General features: G+C 68.4%; 23 protein-coding genes. 13 read left to right on the top strand and 10 right to left on the bottom strand.

Annotation, left to right across the window (positions count from 1 at the left end; all coding sequences use genetic code 11):
* Window positions 1–41 precede the first annotated feature (41 nt).
* The 4 genes from KQ304_RS09190 to KQ304_RS09175 are packed head-to-tail and all read left to right on the top strand — an operon-like array spanning window position 42 to window position 4,885.
* Window positions 42–617, top strand: a complete 576-nt coding sequence (locus KQ304_RS09190) for a biotin transporter BioY (RefSeq protein ID WP_259736805.1) — start codon at window positions 42–44, stop codon at window positions 615–617.
* Window positions 614–1,093, top strand: a complete 480-nt coding sequence (lspA, locus tag KQ304_RS09185; protein ID WP_259736804.1) for a signal peptidase II — start codon at window positions 614–616, stop codon at window positions 1,091–1,093. Before KQ304_RS09190 ends, lspA begins: the two co-directional genes overlap by 4 nt.
* Window positions 1,080–3,293, top strand: coding sequence for a transglycosylase domain-containing protein (locus tag KQ304_RS09180; RefSeq protein WP_259736803.1), 2,214 nt, complete (start codon window positions 1,080–1,082; stop codon window positions 3,291–3,293). The genes lspA and KQ304_RS09180 overlap by 14 nt, the downstream gene beginning before the upstream one ends.
* Complete coding sequence (locus KQ304_RS09175; RefSeq protein ID WP_259736802.1) at window positions 3,293–4,885, top strand: GTP-binding protein; 1,593 nt, start codon at window positions 3,293–3,295, stop codon at window positions 4,883–4,885. Before KQ304_RS09180 ends, KQ304_RS09175 begins: the two co-directional genes overlap by 1 nt.
* A gap of 96 nt (window positions 4,886–4,981) precedes the next feature.
* Here KQ304_RS09175 and KQ304_RS09170 read toward each other — a convergent pair whose 3' ends face one another.
* Window positions 4,982–6,475, bottom strand: a complete 1,494-nt coding sequence (locus KQ304_RS09170) for an aminotransferase class V-fold PLP-dependent enzyme (RefSeq protein WP_259736801.1) — start codon at window positions 6,473–6,475, stop codon at window positions 4,982–4,984.
* Between the two features lie 37 nt (window positions 6,476–6,512).
* On the opposite strand from KQ304_RS09170, the gene KQ304_RS09165 reads away from it, so the two are divergent.
* On the top strand, window positions 6,513–7,022 hold the full coding sequence (locus KQ304_RS09165) for a nucleoside deaminase (protein WP_259736800.1): 510 nt from the start codon (window positions 6,513–6,515) through the stop codon (window positions 7,020–7,022).
* Here the strand turns inward: KQ304_RS09165 and KQ304_RS09160 are convergent.
* Both KQ304_RS09160 and KQ304_RS09155 read right to left on the bottom strand, forming a co-directional pair.
* Entirely contained in the window at window positions 6,992–8,200 is a 1,209-nt protein-coding gene (locus KQ304_RS09160) for an alanine--glyoxylate aminotransferase family protein (RefSeq protein ID WP_259736799.1), read from the bottom strand. The genes KQ304_RS09165 and KQ304_RS09160 overlap by 31 nt on opposite strands.
* A 58-nt stretch (window positions 8,201–8,258) precedes the next feature.
* A complete protein-coding gene (locus tag KQ304_RS09155) occupies window positions 8,259–8,777 on the bottom strand; it encodes an allophycocyanin subunit beta (RefSeq protein WP_259736798.1) in 519 nt (172 codons plus the stop codon).
* 252 nt (window positions 8,778–9,029) lie between these two features.
* Here KQ304_RS09155 and glnA point away from each other — a divergent pair, with 252 nt between their 5' ends.
* The 3 genes from glnA to KQ304_RS09140 all read left to right on the top strand — a co-directional run bounded on the left by glnA (window position 9,030) and on the right by KQ304_RS09140 (window position 12,015).
* Window positions 9,030–10,451, top strand: a complete 1,422-nt coding sequence (gene glnA / locus KQ304_RS09150; protein ID WP_259736797.1) for a type I glutamate--ammonia ligase — start codon at window positions 9,030–9,032, stop codon at window positions 10,449–10,451.
* Between the two features lie 68 nt (window positions 10,452–10,519).
* Window positions 10,520–11,581, top strand: a complete 1,062-nt coding sequence (locus KQ304_RS09145) for a class I SAM-dependent methyltransferase (RefSeq protein WP_259736796.1) — start codon at window positions 10,520–10,522, stop codon at window positions 11,579–11,581.
* 95 nt (window positions 11,582–11,676) lie between these two features.
* A complete protein-coding gene (locus KQ304_RS09140; RefSeq protein WP_259736795.1) occupies window positions 11,677–12,015 on the top strand; it encodes a copper-binding protein in 339 nt (112 codons plus the stop codon).
* Here KQ304_RS09140 and KQ304_RS09135 read toward each other — a convergent pair.
* The gene (locus KQ304_RS09135; RefSeq protein ID WP_259736794.1) at window positions 12,012–12,341 is read right to left on the bottom strand and encodes a hypothetical protein; all 330 of its coding nucleotides are present in this window, start codon (window positions 12,339–12,341) and stop codon (window positions 12,012–12,014) included. The genes KQ304_RS09140 and KQ304_RS09135 overlap by 4 nt on opposite strands.
* 9 nt (window positions 12,342–12,350) lie before the next feature.
* Between KQ304_RS09135 and KQ304_RS09130 the strand changes: the two genes are divergently transcribed.
* Complete coding sequence (locus KQ304_RS09130; protein ID WP_259736793.1) at window positions 12,351–12,698, top strand: DUF6439 family protein; 348 nt, start codon at window positions 12,351–12,353, stop codon at window positions 12,696–12,698.
* 21 nt (window positions 12,699–12,719) lie between these two features.
* On the opposite strand, the gene KQ304_RS09125 is transcribed toward KQ304_RS09130, so the two are convergent.
* Window positions 12,720–13,133 (bottom strand): ATP-binding protein, encoded by a 414-nt coding sequence (locus tag KQ304_RS09125; RefSeq protein WP_259736792.1) that lies wholly within the window; start codon window positions 13,131–13,133, stop codon window positions 12,720–12,722.
* Window positions 13,134–13,184: 51 nt separating this feature from the next.
* Window positions 13,185–13,910 (bottom strand): GUN4 domain-containing protein, encoded by a 726-nt coding sequence (locus tag KQ304_RS09120; protein ID WP_259736791.1) that lies wholly within the window; start codon window positions 13,908–13,910, stop codon window positions 13,185–13,187.
* Window positions 13,911–13,982: 72 nt separating this feature from the next.
* Here KQ304_RS09120 and mnmH point away from each other — a divergent pair, with 72 nt between their 5' ends.
* Genes mnmH through KQ304_RS09100 form a run of 4 tightly spaced genes read left to right on the top strand, consistent with a single transcriptional unit; the run spans window position 13,983 to window position 17,557 of the window.
* Window positions 13,983–15,068 (top strand): tRNA 2-selenouridine(34) synthase MnmH, encoded by a 1,086-nt coding sequence (mnmH, locus tag KQ304_RS09115; RefSeq protein ID WP_259736790.1) that lies wholly within the window; start codon window positions 13,983–13,985, stop codon window positions 15,066–15,068.
* A 22-nt stretch (window positions 15,069–15,090) separates the two neighbouring features.
* Window positions 15,091–15,492, top strand: a complete 402-nt coding sequence (gene psb28, locus KQ304_RS09110) for a photosystem II reaction center protein Psb28 (protein ID WP_259736789.1) — start codon at window positions 15,091–15,093, stop codon at window positions 15,490–15,492.
* The gene (locus KQ304_RS09105) at window positions 15,489–16,559 is read left to right on the top strand and encodes an AI-2E family transporter (RefSeq protein WP_259736788.1); all 1,071 of its coding nucleotides are present in this window, start codon (window positions 15,489–15,491) and stop codon (window positions 16,557–16,559) included. Before psb28 ends, KQ304_RS09105 begins: the two co-directional genes overlap by 4 nt.
* Window positions 16,556–17,557, top strand: coding sequence for an AI-2E family transporter (locus KQ304_RS09100; RefSeq protein WP_259736787.1), 1,002 nt, complete (start codon window positions 16,556–16,558; stop codon window positions 17,555–17,557). The genes KQ304_RS09105 and KQ304_RS09100 overlap by 4 nt, the downstream gene beginning before the upstream one ends.
* On the opposite strand, the gene KQ304_RS09095 is transcribed toward KQ304_RS09100, so the two are convergent.
* Genes KQ304_RS09095 through KQ304_RS09080 form a run of 4 tightly spaced genes read right to left on the bottom strand, consistent with a single transcriptional unit; the run spans window position 17,558 to window position 21,298 of the window.
* Complete coding sequence (locus KQ304_RS09095) at window positions 17,558–17,743, bottom strand: hypothetical protein (protein ID WP_259736786.1); 186 nt, start codon at window positions 17,741–17,743, stop codon at window positions 17,558–17,560.
* Entirely contained in the window at window positions 17,743–18,792 is a 1,050-nt protein-coding gene (gene secF / locus KQ304_RS09090; protein WP_259736785.1) for a protein translocase subunit SecF, read from the bottom strand. Before secF ends, KQ304_RS09095 begins: the two co-directional genes overlap by 1 nt.
* 6 nt (window positions 18,793–18,798) lie before the next feature.
* Window positions 18,799–20,313, bottom strand: a complete 1,515-nt coding sequence (gene secD, locus KQ304_RS09085; RefSeq protein WP_259736784.1) for a protein translocase subunit SecD — start codon at window positions 20,311–20,313, stop codon at window positions 18,799–18,801.
* A 1-nt stretch (window position 20,314) separates the two neighbouring features.
* Complete coding sequence (locus KQ304_RS09080) at window positions 20,315–21,298, bottom strand: pyruvate dehydrogenase complex E1 component subunit beta (protein ID WP_259736783.1); 984 nt, start codon at window positions 21,296–21,298, stop codon at window positions 20,315–20,317.
* Window positions 21,299–21,638 lie beyond the last annotated feature (340 nt).

Below are 21,638 nucleotides of genomic sequence, written 5' to 3'. Positions count from 1 at the left end.
CCTCCACTACAGCAGGATGGGTGCAGCCAATCAGCGTTCGTTTGCGGGCCTTAGCCAACTGGAGTGGCGCCCTTGTGGGGCTGCTGCTGATCACCATGGGCGGCCTGATCCAGGCCGCCATCCCCCTGCCCCTGGCTGGGGATGGACTGCGTCTGCTGGATCTGCCGGTCACCGCCCAGGTGCCGGCCCTGCTGCTCACGGCCCTGGTCTGCGGCCCCAGGCCGGCTCTGCTGGCGGCGGTGGCCTACCTCAGCCTCGGTCTGCTGGTGCTGCCCGTGTTCCACTCCGGCGGCGGCATGGCCTATCTGCTGGATCCTGGCTTCGGCTACCTGGCCGGATTCGTGCCGGCGGCCTGGGTGAGTGGCCGGCTGGCGCGTCAGGAGGGCATGGGTGAGCTGTTGCCACTGCTGGCCTCGGCCTGCTTCGGCCTGCTGGTGATTCAGCTCAGCGGCATCGCCAATCTGCTGCTGGGGGCTGTGGCGGGCCGTTGGCCTGCTGGCCTTCCCGATCTGCTGATCTCCTACAGCCTCGCTCCGCTGCTGCCCCAGCTGCTGCTCTGCTGTGGCGTGGCGGTGCTGGCCTGGCCCCTGCGCCGTCTGCTGCTGGTGCAGCCATGAGCGCTGCGACAAGCTCCAGCCGCCGCTTCGCCTGGACCGTGGCGGTGCTGGTGGTGGTTCTCGATCAGCTCAGCAAGGCATGGGCCACGGCCGCACTGCCTTCGGGTCTGGCGGAGCCATTGATCCCCGGGCTGCTGCGGCTGCGGCTGGTGTTCAACACCGGCGCCGCCTTCAGCCTGTTCACCGGCCACACGGTCTGGCTGGCCCTGGTGAGCCTGGTGGTGGCCCTGCTGCTGGTGGTCTGGATCCAACGCCATCCGTCGCTGCCGCGCTGGCAGTGGCTGGGACTGGGCTCGTTGCTGGGGGGCGCTGTCGGCAATGGCCTCGACCGCTGGCGGATCGGCGGTGTGGTCGATTTTCTGGAGCTGGTGCCCATCCAGTTCCCGGTGTTCAACCTGGCCGATGTGGCCATCAATGTGGCGGTGGTCTGCCTGATCCTCGACCTCTGGGAGGGCCGTCCCCGTGAGCGCCGTTGAGGGCCTGAAGCGGGAGCAGCTGGAGCGTGGGGGGCCGGCGCGGGCCCGGGTGGAGATTCAGCTGAGTGGTCAGCCGCCCCGGAGGGTGGCGCTGCATGGCCCATCGATGCGCCTCGGCCGCGATCCGGGTCTGGAGCTGAACGTTGATCACCCTGCGGTCAGCAAGCAGCACGCCCGGCTCGAAGCGGTGGGGAGCCATTGGCTGATCCGTGACAGCGGCTCCACCAACGGGCTGTTCTGGCGGGGCCAGAGGGTCAGGGAGCTGCTGCTGCGCGATGGCGATGTGTTGCGCTTCGGTCCGCCTGATCAGCCGGCTTTGCCGGAGCTGGTGTTCCAGCGCCAGCCCAGACCCCGGGGCCCGCGGCTGGCCCGCGGCCTCACCCTGGCGCTGGCGGGACTGGCTTCAGGGGGTGCGCTGCTGCTGGGCGTGGCGTTCCTCTGGCTGCCGGTGCGCGGCAGCCTGGCGCCGGTGCGTGGCCCCCTTGCCCTCTACGACCGCCTGAACCGGCCCGTCAGTGCCGCTGAATCGAGCGAACACCGCGAAAATGACGCCCTCTCCGATTTTCCGCCGGCCCTGGTGGAGGCCCTGCTCGCCAGTGAGGACAGCCGCTTCTGGTGGCATCCCGGTGTGGATCCGATCGGTACCGCCCGGGCCCTGGCCACCAACGTGCTCGGCGGGAGGGTGCTGGAGGGGGGCAGCACCCTCACCCAGCAGCTGGCCCGCAGCCTCTATCCCGAACAGGTGGGCCAGGGCGAAACACTGATTCGCAAGTGGCGGGAGCTGCTGGTGGCCCTGCAACTGGAGGCCCGCTTCAGCAAGGGCGAGCTGCTGCTCAGCTATCTCAACCGCGTCTATCTGGGGGTGGGCTGGGGTTTCGAGGATGCTGCCCGCCATTACTTCGCCAAGCCCGCGGCCCAGCTCAGCCTGGAGGAGGCGGCCCTGCTGGTGGGCCTCCTGCCCTCCCCCAACGGCCACGATCCCTGCCTCAATCCCCAGGCGGCCCTGGAGGCTCGCAATGTGGTGCTGCTGAAGATGGCCGACAGCGGCCGCCTCAGCCCTGATCAGGCCCGCCGCTCCCGCCGCAGTCCCATTCAGCTGGGGAGCCAGGCCTGCCGCAGTGGTGACCGGCGCCCGCTGCCCTACTACACCGACCAGGTGCGTCTTGATCTGGAGCGCCTGCTGGGGGCGGATGTGGCGGCGGAGGGGAATTTTCTGGTGGAAACCCACCTGGATCCGCCGGTGCAGGCGGTGGTGGAGCGCGAACTGCGCCGTCGCCTGGCCGCTTCCGCCGCCCTTGGGGTGAGCGAAGGGGCGGTGGTGCTGCTGGACAGCCGCAGCGGCGGCGTGATCGCCATCGCCGGTGGCCGCGACTACAGCACCAGCCAGTACAACCGGGCCAGCCAGGCCCAGCGTCAACCGGGCAGCACCTTCAAGCTCTTCACCTATCTGGCGGCCCTGCAGCGGGGCGCCCGCCCCGGTGATCCCATCAGCTGCAGCCCCCTGAGCTGGCGCGGCCAGGCCTTCTCCAGTGGCTGCGGCGGCAACCTCAGCCTGCGTCAGGCCTTTGCCGTCAGCAGCAACACCGCTGCCCTGCGCCTGGCCCGGCGGGTGGGCCTGGAGGCGGTGGTGCAGCAGGCCCGGGACCTGGGCATCAGCTCCAGCCTCAGCCCGGTGCCCGGCCTCACCCTGGGCCAGAGCGAGGTGCGGCTGATCGAGCTCACCGCCGCCTACGCGGCTGTGGCCAACGGTGGGGTCTGGCATGCCCCCAGCACCATCCGCCGTCTCACCGACGCCGAAACCTGCTCAGGCCTTGAGAGTGAACGCTGCCGCCAGCTGCGCCACAAAGGCGATCAACCGAACCGCGCCATCCAGGCCGGCCGCAGCGTGCTCAAGCCCGAGCTGGCTCGCCGCATGCAGGGGTTGCTCCAGGCGGCAGTGCGCTCCGGCACCGGTCGGGCCGCCTATCTGGGCGGGCAGGAGGGCGGTAAGACCGGCACCACCAACGGGGGCCGCGATCTGCTGTTCATCGGCTCAGAGCCCAGCCGCCACTGGGTGATGGGCATCTGGCTGGGCAACGACGACAACAGCCCCACCCGCAGCAACAGCGCCCTGGCGGCCGGCCTCTGGGGCGACATCATGCGCCAGGCCACCCCGAGCCGTGGTGAGTCGAGCAGCGGCCCTCCCGCCGCCAAACCCTGATGCCGCGCCTGCGGCTCTGGATCTGGGCGGGGGCGGCACTGGCCGTGATCGTGGCCCTGTCGCTGCTGCTGCAGGCCTTCAACAACCTGGTGTGGCAGCTCAGCTACCTGCTGCCACCGGCCCTGGTGGGCCCGCTGCTGCTGCTGGTGCTGGGCGGCGGCACGGTGCTGCTGCTGCGCCTGGTCTGGCCCTGGCTGCGGGCCTGGCGCAATCCCAGAACCAAGGCGACCCCCCGCCGCCCACCCCTGGCCGCTCCCAGCAGCCGCCAGGAGGCGGCCGGCCAGCAGCTGCGGGCCATTGATCCGGTGCTGGAGCGGGTGCGTGATGAGGTGGCCCGTGAGGCCCTGCGCCAGGAGCGCGACCGCGTCGAGGCGGATCTGGCCCGCGGCGACCTGATGCTTGTGGTGTTCGGCAGTGGTTCGGCCGGCAAGACCTCCCTGATCCGTGCTCTGCTGCAGCAGGTGGTGGGAGAGGTGGGGGCCGCCATGGGCTCCACCACCACCTGTCACACCTACCGGCTGCGGCTCAAGGGCCTGCAGCGGGGGCTGCAACTGGTGGACACCCCCGGAATTCTCGAGTCGGGCCGCGACGGCCAGGAGCGGGAGCAGGAGGCCCGTGGCCAGGCGGCCCGGGCCGATCTGCTGGTGCTGGTGGTGGATGGCGACCTGCGGGCCGCCGAGTTCCAGGTGTTCGAGGCCCTCGCCAGCCTGGGCAAGCGCCTGGTGCTGGTGCTCAACAAGTGCGACCTGCGCGGCGAGGAGGAGGAGCGTCGCCTGCTGGCCCTACTGCGCCAGCGCTGCGGCGGCAGGATCGCCGCCGAGGATGTGATCGCCGCCGCCGCTGCACCCCAGTCGATCCCCAGGCCCGGCGGCCGGCCGCTGCAGCCTGCTGCGGAAGTGGAGGCCCTGCTGCGCCGGCTCTCGGAGGTGCTGCACCAGGACGGCGAAGAGCTGATCGCCGACAACATCCTGCTGCAGAGCCAGCGCCTGAGTGATGCCAGCCGCGCCCTGCTCTCGCGCCAGCGGCGCCAGGACGGAGAAGTCATTGTCGATCGCTACATGTGGATCGGTGCCGGGGTGCTGGTGGTGAACCCCCTGCCGGTGGTGGATTTGCTGGGCACCGCGGCCGTGAATGCCCAGATGGTGGTGGAGCTGGGCCGGGTCTATGGGGTGACGCTGACGCGGGAGGCCGGTCAGGACCTGGCCCTCTCGGTGGGCCGCACCCTGGCGGGCCTGGGGGTGATCAAGGGGGGGCTGGGACTGATCACCACGGCCCTGAGCCTCAACCTGCCGGCGTTGGTGGTCAGCAAGGCGGTGCAGGGGGTGAGTGCAGCCTGGTTGACACGGATCGCCGGCCTCAGCTTCCTGACCTATTTCGAGCAGGGCCAGGACTGGGGCGATGGGGGGCTGCAGGAGGTGGTGCGCCGCCAGTACGACCTCAACCGGCGGGAGGGGGCGTTGCGCGGTTTTCTGGAGGTGGCCCTGCGGCGGGTGGTGGAACCGCTGCAGCGGCGGCGGGATCGGCAGTTGCCACCACGCCCAGGGCCTCGGGGGGAGGGGGCTGGAGGGGGCCCCGGGCGTCGAGCACCGTGATCAGGCCGAGGTAGAGCACACCGATCAGGATCGACAGGGCACCGGTGACGATGGCCACCCAGCGTCCGCGGGGATTGCTCTGGGGTTGCTGATCGCTCATGGCTGCTGCTCACTGGGGCCTGGGCCGGCTCCACCATGACCGCTGGTGCGTGGCGGCAACGACTGACGGACCAGCGCGGCAAGGAGCTGCAGATGCTCCTCCTCGGTGTGGGGATTGCCCAGCACCGCCTTGAGGTGGTGCTTTCCCTGATAACGGGGGCGCGAGAGCATCAGATCGTGGGCGAGCAGCTGCTGGCGGCACTGCTGCGACCACTGCTCGCAGCCGCTGGCCCCCAGCTGGCTGGGCCGGAAGGCCAGCAGGTGCAGCGGGCCGCTCAGCAGGCTGAGCTCGCCGGTCTCATGCGCACTCTGCAGCAGCTGCTGCAGAGTGCGCCGCCGCTGAATCGCCCCCTCGATCACGGCCTCGATGCCCTCGAGGCCCAGCTGGCGCAGTCCCAGCCACAGCTTGAGAATCTCGGCGCCGCGGCTGCCCTGCAGGCCGCACTCGCCCCCATGGCCCCCTTCGCGGCTGAGCTCCATGTAGGGCAGGCCCGTGGCGAAGCTTCGCTCCAGGGCGGAGGGATCAGCCAGCAGCAGCAGCGAGGAGGTCTTGGTGATTCCCAGCAGCTTCTGCGGGTTGATCGTGATTGAATCCGCCAGAGCCAGACCTTCCACCCGCTGGCGGTGGCGTTCACTGAGGCCCAGCACCCCGCCGATGGCGGCATCGATGTGCAGCCAGACGCCATGGCGGCGGCAGAGGGCGGCCAGTGCCACCAGGGGATCCACGGCTCCGCGCACGGTGGTGCCGGCGGTGGCCACCAGGGCGATCACCGGCAGGCCAGCGGCGCTCAGGGCCTCCAGGCACTCAGCCACCCGCTCCGGCTCCAGGCGGCCGTCGTGATCGAGGGGCAGACGGCGCAGGGATGCGGCCGGAAGACCCATCACCATCGCGGCCTTCTCCAGCGAGGTGTGGCTGTCGAGGCCGCAGAGGACCACGGCCTCAGAAACGCCGCGCAGGCCGCGGCTTTCCCGGGCCGTCACCAGGGCCATCAGATTGCTGAGGCTGCCACCGCTGGCGGGTACTCCGCCGGAGTGCTCCCCCAGGCCCAGCCGCCTGGCCAGCCAGCCGCAGAGGCTGCGCTCCAGCCGGCTGAGCGAGGGGGAGAGTTCTTCGGCCAGCAGATTGTTGTTCAGTCCGGCGCAGATCAGATCCCCCACCAGCGAGGCGCTCAGAGGGGGTGGATCGAGGTGGGCCAGGGCGCCGGGGTGGTTGGGGTTGTAGGCCCCCTCCATCACCAGATGCAGATCCGCCAGCAGCCGCTCGGCGCCCAGCCCCCTGTGCTCCGGCTCCACGGCCGGCAGCAAGCTCAGCCCCGGCAGTGGCGGACGGCTCACGGCGGATCCCAGCCAGTGGCAGAGCTGATGGGAGGCGTCCTGGAGAAAAGCCTCCAGATCCGCATCAAAGGCGTCCGGTGCGGCGAAGGGCAGGGGATCGAGTGCCCGCTCCTGGTGTGGCGTGACGGCCAAGGGCAAGGCGGTCGGGGCCATCATTCTCTCCTGTGACTGGGGCCGGCCGCGGCCTGATGCCATGCGCCCGCCTGCCCCCCTGCCGCTCAGCAGTCAGCAGCTCTGGATGGAGCGGTTGCTGCGGATGGCCCGGCGGGCGGGTGAGGCCGGCGAGATCCCTGTGGCGGCCGTGGTGCTCGATGGAGCTGGTCAGGCTCTGGGCTGGGGTACGAACCGTCGTCAGACCCAGCAGGATCCCCTGGGCCATGCCGAGCTGGTGGCGCTCAGCCAGGCCGCCCGCCTGCTCGACGACTGGCGCTTCAATGCCTGCAGCCTGCTGGTGACCCTGGAGCCCTGTCCGATGTGCGCCGGCGCTCTGATCCAGGCCCGTATGGGTCGGGTGGTGTTCGCCGCCGCTGATGCCAAGCGCGGTGCCCTGGGCGGCTGCCTCGATCTGGCGGCAGACCCCAGTGCCCATCACCACATGGAGGTGCTGGCGGGTGTGCGCGGGCCGGAGGCCCGCGAGCTGCTGGAGAGCTGGTTCAGGCGCTGGCGGCGAGCTCAGGCGATCGCTGCCGCAGCTGGTGACTGACGGAAGGCGGGCAGTTCCGTCTCCAGCAGGTTGAGCAGCAGATCGACGTTCTCCGGCTGGCTATTGTACCCCATCAGGCCGATGCGCCAGACCTTGCCGGCGAGGGCACCGAGACCACCGCCCACCTCGATGCCATGGCTGTTGAGCAGGTGAAGGGAGAAGGCCTTGCCATCGATGCCCTCGGGAATGCGCACCGTGGTGAGGGTGGGCAGACGCAGGTGATCGGGCACGTGCAGCTCCAGGCCGAGGCGCTCCAGGCCCGTCCAGAGGCGCTCAGCGTTGCTGCGGTGGCGGCTCCAGGCGTTCTCCAGGCCCTCCTCGGCGAGCAGGCGCAGGGCTTCGCGCATGCCGAAGTTCATGTTCACCGGGGCGGTGTGGTGATACACCCGGTTGCTGCCCCAGTACTGGTTGAGCAGCGAGACATCCAGGTACCAGTTGGGCACCTTGCCGCTGCGGGCCGCCAGCTTGGCCTCAGCCCGCTCGCCCATGGTGAAGGGGCCAAGGCCTGGGGGGCAGCTCAGTCCTTTCTGGCTGCAGCTGTAGGCCAGGTCGACACCCCAGGCGTCAAGGTGCAGCGGCACGGCCCCGAGGGAGGTGACCGTGTCGAGGAGGAGCAGGCAGTTGTGGCGGCGGCAGAGCTCGCCGATACCCTCCATCGGCTGGCAGACGCCGGTGGAAGTTTCGGCATGCACCATCGCCAGGATCGCTGGGCGGTGCTTGATCAGGCCCTGCTCGATCTCAGCGAGCGTGAAGGCTTCGCCCCAGGGGCGCTCGATCGTGGCCACCTCGGCTCGGTAGCGCCCGGCCATATCCACCAGGCGCAGGCCGAAATAGCCCTTGACCGCCACCAGCACCTTGTCGCCCGGCTCGATGGTGTTGGCCAGGGTGGCCTCCATGGCGGCACTGCCGGTGCCGCTCATGGGAATGGTGAGCCGGTTCTCGGTCTGCCAGGCGTAGCGCAGCAGATCCTGCACCTCTGACATCAGCTCGATGTAGAGCGGATCCAGGTGGCCGATCGGATTGCGGGCGAGAGCCTGCAGCACCGTGGGGTGGGCGTTCGATGGACCTGGGCCGAGCAGCAGGCGATCCGGTGTGGCGATGGGCCCCAGCTGCAGCCGGTGGCGATCGCTGACGATGTCCGCGGGGGCGGTGGAAAGGGAGGAAGACAGGGTGACCAAGACCTGCAGAGCAACGAAGGATCGGTGGACGTCAGCCTAAGCAGGGAGCCAGTGGCTCTCAGCTGGCCCTGACATTGGTGTCGGCCAGGCCACGGGCCATGTGCTCGAACGGAGCGCGGATCAGCTCCCCTGGGTTCAGGCCTGCCTCGGAGAGCCGCTCGGCCAGCACTTCACCCAACAGCACGATGCTGCGCACTGTGGGCCCCGTGGGCACCCCCAGGCTCTTGTAGGTGTCGTCGAGGCCGTTGAGGACGCGCTCGTTGAGGATGGTGGGGTCGTCGGCCACCAGCGCGTAGCTGGCGTAACGCAGGAAGTAGTCCATGTCCCGCAGGCAGGCGGACAGCCGACGGGTGGTGTAGGCGTTGCCACCGGGCAGCAGCAGTTCGGGATCCTGCTCGAACAGACGCCGGCTGGCATCGCGGACGATCTCCGCCGCCTCACGGTTGATCAGTTCCACGGCGGCCAGACGCACTTCGGCCTGGGAGTGGTAGGTGGCGATGCGGTCGATCGCGTCGCGATCGAGGTAGCGCCCCAGCTGGTCATACCGGCCGATCAGACCGGTGATGGCATCGCGCATGACGTTGAGATCGTCTCACCTGCTGCGGAAGCTAGCACCTGAGTTTGGCCAGATCCCTGTCCAGACATGGGATCTGGCCAATCTGACAGAAACGGTTACGCAGCCCGGGCCCCCGGCTTCCCCATCCCCGGGCACCGAGCGAGGGTTACAACAGACATCAAGGGCCTGCGGGATTGCCCCAAGTCTCGGTCCCTGCTGGCGCCTTCGGCGGCCAGTGGCCCGCCTTTCTCCCCTCCGCTCTTCTCTGCCCCCATGGCCAACTCAGCCCAGGACGTGCTTCGCCAGATCAGGGAGGAGGGCATTGAGCTGATCGACCTCAAGTTCGCTGATCTCCATGGCAAGTGGCAGCACCTCACCGTCTGCACCGACCTGCTGGATGAGGCCTCCTTTGAGACCGGGCTGGCCTTCGATGGCTCCTCGATCCGGGGCTGGAAGGCGATCCACGAATCCGACATGGCGATCGTGCCCGATCCCACCACGGCCTGGATCGACCCCTTTCTCCGTCACAAGACCCTCAGTCTGATCTGCTCGATCCAGGAGCCCCGCAGCGGTGAGCCCTATGGAAGGTGTCCCCGCTCCCTGGCCCAGCGGGCCCTGGCTCATCTGGCTGGCACCGGTCTGGCGGACACCGCCTACTTCGGCCCTGAACTGGAGTTCTTCCTGTTTGAGGACGTGCGCTACGGCTCCAGTGAGGGGGGCTGCTTCTACAGCGTCGATTCGATCGAAGCTGGCTGGAACAGCGGCCGGCTGGAGGAGGGCGGCAATCTGGCCTACAAGATGAACGCGAAGGAGGGCTACTTCCCCGTTCCCCCCAGCGACACCTTCCAGGACATCCGCAGCGAGATGCTGCTGACCATGGCTCAGCTGGGGGTGCCGATCGAGAAGCATCACCACGAAGTGGCGGCCGCTGGCCAGCAGGAGCTGGGCATCAGGTTCGCCGAGCTGATCAACTCGGCCGACAACGTGATGATCTACAAGTACGTGGTGCGCAATGTGGCCCGTAAATACGGCCGCACCGCCACGTTCATGCCCAAGCCCGTCTTCGCCGACAACGGCAGCGGCATGCATGTGCACCAGAGCCTCTGGCGCGAGGGCCAACCGCTGTTCTTCGGACTGGGCACCTACGCCGACCTTTCCCAGACGGCCCGCTGGTACATCGGCGGACTGCTGCGCCATGCCCCGAGTCTGCTGGCCTTCACCAACCCCACCACCAACAGCTACAAGCGCCTGGTGCCCGGCTTCGAGGCGCCAGTGAATCTGGTCTATTCCCAGGGCAATCGTTCCGCAGCGGTGCGCATTCCCCTCAGCGGCGATGACCCCCGGGCCAAGCGTCTGGAGTTCCGCAGCGCCGATGCCATGGCCAATCCCTACCTGGCCTTCTCCGCTCTGATGATGGCCGGGCTCGATGGCATCCGTCAGCAGATCGACCCGGGCGAGGGGATGGACCTCGACCTGTTCAGCTTGCCTCCAGAGGATCTGGCCCGGATCGCCACGGTGCCCGCCTCCCTGGAGGGAGCGCTGGCGGCCCTCGGGGCCGACCATGACTATCTGCTGGCTGGGGATGTGTTCAGCTCAGAGTTGATCAGCACCTGGATCGCCCTCAAATCCGAGGAGGTGCAACAGCTGCGGCAGCGACCCCATCCCTACGAATTCAGCCTCTACTACGACGCTTGAACCTCGCGGCGACCAGGCGGATCGGCTGAAATGGAGGACCTTGAGCGCCGCCTCTTCCCCGGCACCCCATGCCCGACACCGTCAGCAAGTTCGCCTACCAGGCCCTGCAGCAGGGCAAGACGATCATGGGTCTGGCCCATAAGGAGCTGGGTGGCCGGCTGATGCGCCTGGTGGATCCCCAGGGCGCCCCCCAGACGGTGCCGGTGCCGGCGCCGATGACCATGGCCCTCAAGGCCTCGATGGACCGGCTGCTGGAGACCGACTGGCAGGAGGCCGAGAGCGGCCTCTACCCGCCCTCTCTGCTCTTCGATGCTCCCTGGCTCGACTGGGCGGCCCGCTATCCCCTGGTCTGGCTGGACACCCCCCGCCAGTGGAACCGCCGCACCCAGCGCAAGGTGCGGGACCTGCCCCGTGATGTGCGTCCCGAGGACTACCCCGCCTATTACCTCCAGAACTTTCACCACCAGACCGATGGCTACCTGAGCGATCACTCCGCCGCCCTCTACGACCTTCAGGTGGAGATCCTGTTCAACGGCAGCGCCGATGCCATGCGTCGCCGCCTGATTGCCCCGCTCAAGCGGGGCCTGAGGGCATTCTCCCAGCGCTCGCCCGGCCAGCTGCGTCTGCTGGATGTGGCCACCGGCACCGGCCGCACCCTGCGTCAGCTGCGCGGGGGCCTGGGCGAGATCCAGCTGGTGGGCCTCGATCTCTCGGCCTCCTATCTGCGTGAGGCCAACCGTTGCCTCAGCCAGTTGCCGGGGGAGCTGCCCCAGCTGGTGCAGGGCAATGGCGAGGCGCTGCCCTTCGCCGACGCCACCTTCCAGGCGGTGAGCTGCGTGTTCCTCTTCCATGAGCTCCCGCCTGAAGCCCGCCAGAACGTGTTGCAGGAGTGCTTCCGGGTGATGGAGCCCGGCGGTGTGCTGGTGCTGGCCGATTCGATCCAGCTGGCCGATTCCCCCGAGTTCGCCGCGGTGCTGGAGAATTTCCGCCGGGCCTTCCATGAGCCCTACTACCGCGACTACATCTCCGACGACATCGAAGCGCGCCTGGCCCAGGCTGGTTTCGCCGGCATCAGTGCCCACTCCCACTTCATGACCCGGGTCTGGTGCGCCAGCAAGCCCCTGGCCTGAGCGGAGTCAGCGGTGCCGGAAGCCCATCGCTCGGCCAGATCCTGCAGGATTTGCCGAATGTGAATAGGTTTTCGTTACTCGGGGTGTTTCGCCTGATGTCCAATCCCTTTCATCTGCGCTGGCTCCAGGGCTGGTCCTTTCAGACGGTTCTGATGGAAGGCCATGTGCAGATCGAGGCCCATGGCTATGGCATTCGCCTGCGTACCCCCCTGCTGGCGGGTGAGAGCCCCAGCTCGGGCGCCGACCGGCTCGTGTTTCAGGAGGATCGCCACCGCCGCTCGCTTTACCACGCCTGGCAGCGCAGCCAGCTGCAGCGCCCGCTGCCGGCGCCCACCAAGGATGTGCTGTTTGCCAGTGGTGGCCCCTTCGCTGTGGGCAGTCCTTTTCTGGTGGAGGTGATCGAGGCGGCCCCTGAGCTGGTGCTGGCGGCCTAGCGCAGCAGCCACCAGGCCAGGATCAGCCCGCCGCCGCCCCAGCGCAGGGCACGCCAGAGCCACTGCTCCTGGGAGGGCTCGCTCCTCAGGACAGCGGGCAGGGGATTGAGCAGACGTTGACCGAGCTCCAGCCGCTGGCCCAGTCGCCGGCCGGAGCTGGAGAGTTCAGTGGGGCTGTCCCGCTCCTGCTCCGCCAGGCGCTCCCCCTGGCTGGCCACGCTGAGCAGGGTGGAGAGCCCGTGCAGCCAGCTTGAGCGGCGGCGGGACGGCCGCTTCGACGAATGGGTGGAGCGGCGCCGCGCTTGACGCCCCGAAGGCTTGGCCATCGCGTCAGGATGGATCCCCACGATGTCTCCCGTCCAGTGCCGCTTTCCCCAGCGCCCGCTGCCGCCACGCGGAGCGGATCCCCCCAGACCTGGCCGACCAGCAGCCGTGAACTGGCGGAGGAACTGCAACGACTCCTGGCCATCGATGGCCGCGACTGGCACGCCCTCAAGGGCCACAAACCCAGGCGGGCGGCCGAGCAGCTGGCGGCCGCGCTGGTGCATCTGCTGGCCGAGGACAGCCCCCCCCAGCGGCTGGATGGAGAGGCTCAGGCGCGGGCGATCGAACTGCTGGAGCACGGTCTGGCCTGGTTGAAGGGGGATCTGCGCGATCCAGGCTGCCCCAGCCACGGCCACTGATCCGGCTTTCGGGCTCCGGGCTCAGGCCCGGTGCCGTTGGGCCGCCAGCTGCAGACGGTTGCCGCGGCCACTCCAGCGCACGTCATCGAAGCAGTGGTGAATCAGAAAAAAGCCCCGGCCGCGGCAGGCATCGCTGCGCTCGGGCAAGGCGCTGGTGCGGGCACAGACCGGCACGCCGCCGCCCTCATCCTGGATCTGCCAGATCACCCAATTGGGGCTGAGGATGCGGCGGATGCGCAGACATTTGCGCGGGTCGCCGCCATTGCCGTGGCGCACCGCATTGACCAGGGCCTCCTGCAGGCCCAATTGCAGCTCGGCCAGGTTGGCCGCCGTGGCCATCGGCTCCAGCAGCAGTTCCAGCAACGGAGCCAGCTGAAGGGTCGATGGGGTGATGTAGTCGGTCCACTGCAGCGGACTGATCAGGCGCCGAGGCATCCACACCAACCATGGCTCGATTTGACCCTACCGCTCCGGGCTCCCGGCGGTTCAGCCCGTGCTGATTCGTTGTTGTAAGGCCGGGTGCGTGAGCAGGGCATCCATCAGACGCACGCCCCGGAGCTGGTTGATCAGCGGCATATGCCCTTCCGGCGCCTCCAGGTTCCACTGGAACGCACTGGGATAACGGGTCCAGATGCCCTCGCTCTTCCAGCCCAGCTTTGGCCAGAGCTGCTCCCAGCGGCCGTTGCAGACCCTCAGCAGCCGCCCCTGGACGGAAAACCCGAAACGCCCGCGGGAGTAGCAGACCCAGAGCCGATCGAGGCTGGTGAGATCGAGGCTGGGCATGGGAGCCACCTCGCTGTAATAGACGTAGCCCCGCCGCACGGCTTCGCTGCCTGCCAGCTGGCGCAGCACCTCACTGGTGATGCGATCGGCCAGCTCGAAGGAGCCCTGGGCCAGGGCCTCCTGCAGGGGGGCGTAGGCCACGCCGTCAGCACTGGCTGCCTTCAGCCAGCCCTGGGGATGGCGCTCCAGCAGAGCCTGACTGTGGCTGTCGTCCTCGGCCAGCAGCAGCTGAATCCAGAGGCCGGCGATCCAGTCGTCGCCGTCGGGATCGTGGCGGCTGAGGGCATCCAGCAGCAGGGGCCGCAGCTCCTGGGAGCGGGCCTCGATCTGGGGAAGCAGACTCCGCCGCTGACGCGGGGAGCTGGAGCTGAAACGCTCCAGCAGCTGCTCGGCGCTGGTCGTGGCGGAGGCGGGTGGACCGGAGAGCATGAAGTTCGGCGGGCCTGTGCCGGGCCGGCGTGGGCCCACTATGTCAGGCAAGGTCCATGGAGGTGGGGCGCGATGGCGTCGTGGCTGGCGATCGATGCCTTCCTGGCGGGCGAAGGAACGCTGCTGGATGTGCGCAGCCCGGCGGAATTCGCCCAGGGTCACATTCCCGGGGCCCGCAACCTGCCCCTGTTCAGCGACCTGGAGCGCGCTGAGGTGGGACTGACCTACAGGCAGCAGGGCTCCCAGGCGGCGGTGCAGGCGGGACTGGCTCTGGTGGGCCCGAAGCTGGCGGCCCTGGGGGATGCGCTGCTGGCCCACCAGCCAGCCGGCGGGGCCGGACCCCTGCGCCTCCATTGCTGGCGGGGCGGCATGCGTTCCGCCAGCGTCGGCTGGCTGGCCGAAACCCTGGCCCTGCAGGTGCAGCTGCTGGAGGGGGGCTACAAGGCCTACCGGCGCTGGGTGCTGGCCAGCTTCGAGCGCCCCTGGCCGTTGATCTTGCTGGGCGGGCGCACCGGCACCGGCAAGACCGACCTGCTGCTGGAGCTGAGCCGCCGTGGGCTGGCGGTGGTGGATCTCGAGGGGCTGGCCCACCATCGCGGCAGCAGCTTCGGGGGGCTCGGGCTGCCGCCACAGCCCAGCAATGAGCACTACGAGAACCGTCTGGCGGCGGCTCTTCTGACCTGCGCTGGCGCCGCTCCGATCTGGCTGGAGGCGGAAAGTGCCCAGGTGGGGCGCTGCCGCATCCCGGCGGGCCTCTGGCGGCAGATGCAGGCTGCTCCGGTGCTGGAGATCCGTCGTCCCCTGGAGGAGCGCCTGCGCCGGTTGGTGGCGGTCTACGGGGTGCAGGATCCCGAGGACCTGGCGGAGGCGACCCGCAGGATCGCCCGGCGACTGGGACCGCAGCGCACCCAGGACGCCCTCGCGGCGATCGAGCGGCGCGACTGGAGTGAGGCCTGCCGCTGGATGCTCGACTACTACGACCGCTGCTATGACCACGAGCTGGAGCGCCAGCGGCGGCGACCGGAGCCCGGCGCCGCCCACCACTGCCTCGACCTGCACGACTGGGACGAGGAGCGTTCCGCCAGCGCGCTCCAACAGCAACAGCTGCAGAGTCAAGCTCCTGCAGACTGTGAAGGCCCGATCGGAGAGTCTGCTTAGGATCGGCCTTTGCCCTACCCCGATGACGGCCATTCAGTTCTTTCGCGGGGTGGACGAACCCGTGATCCCCGATATCCGGCTGACCCGTTCTCGCGATGGACGAACCGGCCAGGCCCTGTTCGTGTTCGAGCAACCCCTGGCGCTCGCTCCTGAAACTATGGGTGACATCACCGGGATGTTCCTGCTCGATGAGGAGGGTGAACTGGTGACCCGGGAGGTGAAAGCGCGCTTCGTGAACGGCAAAGCCAGCGCCCTTGAGGCCACCTACACCTGGAAGACGGAGGAGGATTTCGATCGCTTCATGCGCTTCGCCGATCGCTACGCCGCTGGCCATGGCCTCGGCTTCGCCGAAAAGGACGAGGACTCCGCAGCGGATCAGGCCAGCCCAGAGCCGGCCGCTGAGGGCGAGCCCGAAAGCGCTTGAAATTCGGTCAATGGCTGGGCCTGGCGGCGATCATTGCCGCCATTGCCCTGTTCTGGAGCCTGCGCGGGATCCTGCTGCAGCTCTTTGCCGCCGTGGTGCTGGCGATGGCGATCTGCACCCTGGTGGGGGCTGTGCGCCGTCGGACCGGCTGCTCCAGGCCCCTCGCCCTGATCACCAGCCTGGGGGGCTTGGCCCTGGTGGTGGTGGTGGGAGGCGCTGTGCTGATCCCGCCCTTCGCGGAGCAGTTCGCGGAGTTGCTCGCCAAGCTGCCCGATGCGGCGGATGTGCTGATCGGCCTGGTCCGCCGCACGCTGGGCAATCTGAGCCGGGTGCTCTACGGCCGTGATGACGGTTCGCTGCAGTGGCTCCAGCAGTTCTGGCCCACCAATGGACCCAGCCCCGATCTGCTCGGTGGTCTCGGTGGCGGGGCCCTGCGGCTGGTGGGCCTGGCCAGCAACCTCGGCAGCGGCACCCTGCAATTGGTGTTTGTGCTGGCGGTGAGCCTGATGCTGGCGGCCCAGCCCACCGCCTACCGCGATGTGCTGCTTCTGCTGGCCCCCTCGTTCTATCGCCGGCGCCTGCGCCAGGTGCTCGATCTCTGTGGTGCGGCCCTGAGCGACTGGATGGTGGGAGTGGTGATCAGCTCCATCTGCGTGGCCCTGCTGGCGGGCATCGGCCTGTCGCTGCTGGGGGTGAAGCTGGTGGTAGCCAACGCCCTGCTGGCGGGCCTGCTCAACGTGATCCCCAATGTGGGACCCACCTTGAGCACGATCTTCCCGATGTCGGTGGCCCTGCTTGAGGCCCCCTGGAAGGCCCTGGCCGTGCTGGGGCTCTACGTGGTGGTGCAGAACCTGGAGAGCTATGTGATCACGCCATCGGTGATGCACGCCAAGTTGCGGCTGCTGCCGGGGCTCACCCTCACGGCCCAGTTCCTGTTCACCGTGCTGTTCGGGCCGCTGGGTCTGCTGCTGGCCCTGCCGATGGCGGTGTGCGTGCAGGTGATCGTGCGTGAGGTGCTGATCCACGACATCCTGGATCCCTGGAAGCGTCAGCGATTGTCGCCATGAACGGCCGTGCCCTGCTGGGGACCCTGGCCCTTGTGCTGCTGGCCCTGCTGGTCTGGGAGCTGCGCTGGGTGCTGCTGGTCCTCTTCGGCGCCGTGGTGGTGGCGGTGGCCCTCGATGTGCCAGTCACTCTGCTGCGCCGCCGGCTGCCCCTGAATCGCCCCAGCGCCGTGGCCCTGGTGATTGCGGCCCTGGTGGTGGTGGGCTGGAAGGTGTCGGAATTGCTGCTGCCTGAGCTGCTGCAGCAGGCCAATCAGTTCACTGAGCTGCTGCCGGTGCTCTTGCAGCGTCTGGGCGACCTGGCGGGGGGCTCGGTGGCCTTTCGTGGCTTCGAGCAGCGACTGCTGGAGCTGGCCACCTGGGAGAAGCTGCAGCCCCTGGGCGGCCAGCTGCTGGGGGTGGCGGGGGGCGCCGCCAATTCCACCATCCAGATCCTGTTGATGGTGCTGCTGGCGATCCTGCTGGCCCTCGATCCCAAACCCCACCAGCGGCTGGTGCTGGCGGCCACGCCCCAGTTCTGGCGTGGGTCGATGCGCGCGCTGTTGCGGGAGGGGCGCGAGGCCCTCGGCGGCTGGCTGGCGGGGATGACCATCTCGGCGGTGACGGTCTTTCTGCTCACCTGGGCGGGCCTGGCGCTGCTGCGGCTGCCGCTGGCCCTGCTCAGTGGCCTGGTCTGCGGCCTGCTCACCTTCGTGCCCACGATCGGTCCCACGGTGGCCACGGCCCTGCCGCTGGCGGTGGCCCTGCTGATTTCTCCAGCCAAGGTGGTGCAGGTGCTGGTGCTGCGCCTGCTGCTGCAGAACGCGGAAGCCTTCGTGCTCACGCCGTTGCTGCTCAGCCGCACGGTCAATCTGCTGCCCACCGTGGCGCTGATGGCGCAGCTGAGCCTCGGTGCTCTGCTGGGGCTGCCGGGGGTGCTGCTGGCTCTGCCGCTGGTGGTGGTGCTGCAGGTGGTGTCCCAGCGGGTGCTGGTGGAGCAGGTGATGGACCGCTGGACCTGATCAGCGGTAGTGCCTGATCAGGCTGGGAGTGAGCAGCAGCACCGCCACGGCCAGGGGGTGCTGCTGCATCGCCGCCAGCAGGGACGCCCAGGTGAAATGGTCGGCCAGCAGGCGCAGTTCCGTGCCGAGATCGCCGAGGGCCAGGAGAGCCAGCAGGACGGGAATGAGCGGCGGGAAACGCCGCATCAAGCTGCGCCGGTGGGGGACGCCCCATCCTCTGGAGCTGAACTCACGAAGCCCTTGCCGCTGAACAGGGGCAGCAGGGTGGGAGCCACACCGATGCTCGACCAGCTGCCGAAACCGATGCCGGCGGTGAGGGCCACGGAGAACCAGAACAGGCTGCTGCCACCGAAGAAGAGGATGCCCAGCAGGGGCAGCAGGGTGGTGAGCGAAGTGTAGATCGAGCGGGTCAAGGTGGCATCCACCGCCACATCCACCTGATCACTGAAGGGGAAGGCTTCCAGGCTTGTCTTCTGTTCACGGATCCGGTCGAACACCACCACGGTGTCGTTGACGGAGTAGCCGGCCACAGTGATCAGAGCCACGGCGAAGAGGGAATCCACTTCAACCCCCAGCAGCAGCCCGAGCCAGGCGAACAGCCCGGTGGTGATCAGCACATCGTGGGCCAGAGCGAGGATTGCCAGGAAGGCGAAGACCCTGTCGTAGCGGAGAGTGATGTAGAGGGCGATGGCCGCAAAGCTCACCAGCAGGGAGATCAGGCTGCTGCGCAGCAACTGGGCTCCGAGAGTGGGGCCGATCGTGTCCACCGAAGTGCCACCCGGCTTGAAGGGTCCCAGGCTGCCGGCCAGCTGCTCAATCACGGCGGTTCCCTGTTCGGCACTGAGGCTGGGCAGACGCAGCTCGATCGAGCTCCCCTGGTCCAGCACCTGCACCGGTGAGCCCCGCAGGTCTGGCACTGAGGCACCGGCGTCCTCGGGCAGCTGCAGATCCTCGAGCTGTTCCGCCACCTGGCTCACCGTGATCGCCGGGCAGTTGGGATCACAGGCGCGCTCCAGCTGGATCCTGGTGCCCCCGGTGAAATCCAGGCCGGGCTTGAGCGGGGCGCCGATGGCGGGGTTGAGCCAGCAGAGAGCCATGCCGATCAGGCTGATCAGGCAGGCCACAGCCGACCCCCACCAGGCGATGCGCCGATGACGGGTGATGCGGAAGTACTGGATCGGCGGCAGGACTGGCGATGGCGTCGCCGATGAAGCTGGGGCTGGGGAGGGGGTCATGGGTGCTCAGGCGGCCGGCGAGGGCAGCTGGCGGCTGGGCAGGAAGTAAGTGGGGCGCCGCAGGTTTGGGTAGCTCATCATCAGGCGCAACAGGACTCGGGTGCAGGAGAGGGCGGTGAACAGGCTGAGCAGCAGACCGATGCCGAGGGTGACAGCAAAGCCCTTGACCAGGCCCGTTCCCAGGGCAAACAGGGCGATGCAGCTGATCAATCCGGTGACGTGGCCATCGAGGATCGAGGTGAAGGCCAGGGAGAAGCCCCCGTCGATCGAGCGGATCAGGGTGTTGCCCGAGCGCAGCTCCTCTTTCACCCGCTCGAAGATCAGCACATTGGCGTCGACCGCCATGCCGATCGAGAGGATGAAGCCGGCGATGCCCGGCAGGGTGAGGGTGACGGGAATCAGGGCGTAGGTGGCCAGGTTGAAGAGGGCGTAGAGGCTCAGGGCCACCACCGCCACGGCCCCTGGCAGCCGGTAGACCACCACCATGAACACGGCCACCAGGGCCAGGCCGGCCAGGGCCGCCACCAGGCTGGTGCGGATGTTCTCGGCCCCCAGCAGCGGACCGACGGTGCGTACCTCGATGATCTTCACCGGCAGGGGCAGGGAGCCGCCCCGCAGTTGCACCTCCAGATCACGGGCTTCCTCAGCGCTGAAATTACCCGTGATGCTGGCGGCGCCTCCGGTGATACCGGCCGCGGCGAATTCCTGGCTCACGGAGGCCTCGCTGATCGAGCGACCGTCGAGCACGATGCCCAGCAGCCTGTTGCTGCCAGCGATCGACTGGGTGAGCCGGGCGAAGCCCTCGCCGCCCTGGCGGTTGAAGTTGAGGGTCACATCCCAGCCGCTGCCGGTCTGCTGCTGCTGGCGGCCGGCGGTGACCAGGTCCTTGCCGGTGAGGGTGGCCGGTTCGTAGAGAGCCACCACCCGCTTGTTCACTTCATCGAGCAGAGCTTCGATCTGCTCGGTTTCACCAGCTCCCGCCGGCACCGTCACCCCGAGATCCCCGAGGGCCTTGGCCAAATCCTCGGCGGGAAAGCTGGGGGCCGGTGCTGGCGGTTGGCCGGGGGCTGCGGACTGGTTCGCATCGGCTGAGGCCCGTCGCCGGCTGAGCTCAAGCACCGACTGGGCCTGGCGCTTGAGCCGCAGCAGACCCTGCATCTCGCCTTCGGTGCCTGGCTTCTGGGCGCGGAACTCCAGCAGGGCGGTGGTGCCGAACACCTTGGCGGCCCGGCTGGGGTCCTGCTCGCCCGGCAGCTGCAGCACCAACTGGTCGTCACCGATGGTCTGCAGGGTGGATTCCGCCACGCCAAGCCCATTGACCCGACGATCGAGCACCTCCTTGACAGCCTCCAGCTGCTCCCGTTTCACTGTTTTGATGGCCCCGGCCGGCAGCACCTGCAGGGTGAGCTGACTGCCGCCGCGCAGGTCGAGCCCGAGCTGGAGGGGAAAGCTGAACAGAACGGCCCCGGCGGCGATCGCCAGGGCCAGGATCAGGGCGAACAGCCCCTGTTGGCGTGCCATCTCAGATCGTGCCCGCTTTGAGCTGGCGGGCCGCTTCGACGATCTGATGCGGCTGAATGATCGTCAGGTTTTCCAGGGCGCCGTTGTAGGGGGTGGGGATGTCCTGACTGGAGAGGCGGATGGGTCGGGCGTCGAGATCGTCGAAGCAGTGCTCGGTGATCAGGGCCAGCAGTTCGGCGCCGATGCCACCGGTTTTCATGCACTCCTCCACCACGATCACCTTGTGGGTCTTGCGGATCGAGCGGGTGATGGTCTCGAGATCGAAGGGTTTGAGGCTGACCAGATCGATCAGTTCCACACTGACCCCATCGGCGTCCAGTTGCTCCACCGCCTTGAGGCAGTGGTAGCGCATGCGCGAATAGGTGAGGATCGTCACGTCGGTGCCCTCGCGCACCACCTCGGCCTGATCCAGAGAGCAGATGTAATCCCCCTCGGGAATCTCCTCGCTGAGGTTGTAAAGCAGCACGTGCTCAAAAAAGAGCACGGGATTGTTGTCGCGGATGGCGGCCTTCATCAGCCCCTTGGCATTGGTGGGGGTGCTCACCGCCACGATCTTGATGCCCGGCACCGCGTGGAAATAGGCCTCCAGGCGCTGGCTGTGCTCCGCCCCCAGCTGGCGTCCCACTCCGCCGGGGCCACGCACCACCGTGGGGATGGTGTAATTGCCGCCGCTGGTGTAGCGCAGCATCCCCATGTTGTTGGAGATCTGGTTGAAGGCCAGCAGCAGGAAGCCCATGTTCATGCCCTCCACGATCGGCCTCAGGCCGGTCATCGCGGCGCCCACGGCCATGCCGGTGAAGCTGTTTTCGGCGATCGGGGTGTCCAGCACCCGCAGTTCGCCGTACTTCTCGTAGAGGTCCTTGGTGACCTTGTAGGAGCCGCCGTACTGGCCGACGTCCTCGCCGAACACGCACACGTAGGGGTCTCGGGCCATCTCCTCGTCGATGGCGTCGCGCAGGGCGTTGAAGAGAAGGGTCTCGGCCACGGACGGTCTGCGAACCCGGCAGCTGCCGGTGGAGCGGCCAACTTATCTCAGGCATCGGCTCAGGGGAGCCGATGGCCGCCCTCAGCCCCCGGCGGCGAAGGTGGCCAGCAGCAGCACCGAGAGCAGCATGCCCGGAGAGAGCAGCAGGGCCAGCAGGCCGAGGTCGTGGGGAGTCATGGCGGAAAGGGGCGCAATGGCAGCTTAGGAGTTTGCTGAAAAACGAGCCCACGAGCCAGTTTTCCACAGGCATCAGTGGATTTCCGGCTCAAAAAGTCGGATCGGCGGCTATCAGAGCCGCAAACTGCCCGATTTCGGCATCGTTGGCCTCTCTGCAAGACAT

Origin of the sequence: Synechococcus sp. CS-1329 (assembly GCF_025128055.1) — a bacterium.
In the GTDB taxonomy this organism is placed as follows: domain Bacteria; phylum Cyanobacteriota; class Cyanobacteriia; order PCC-6307; family Cyanobiaceae; genus Regnicoccus_A.
The sequence above is the reverse complement of the archived record's forward strand: the minus strand, read 5'-3'. Positions and strand labels throughout refer to the sequence as shown.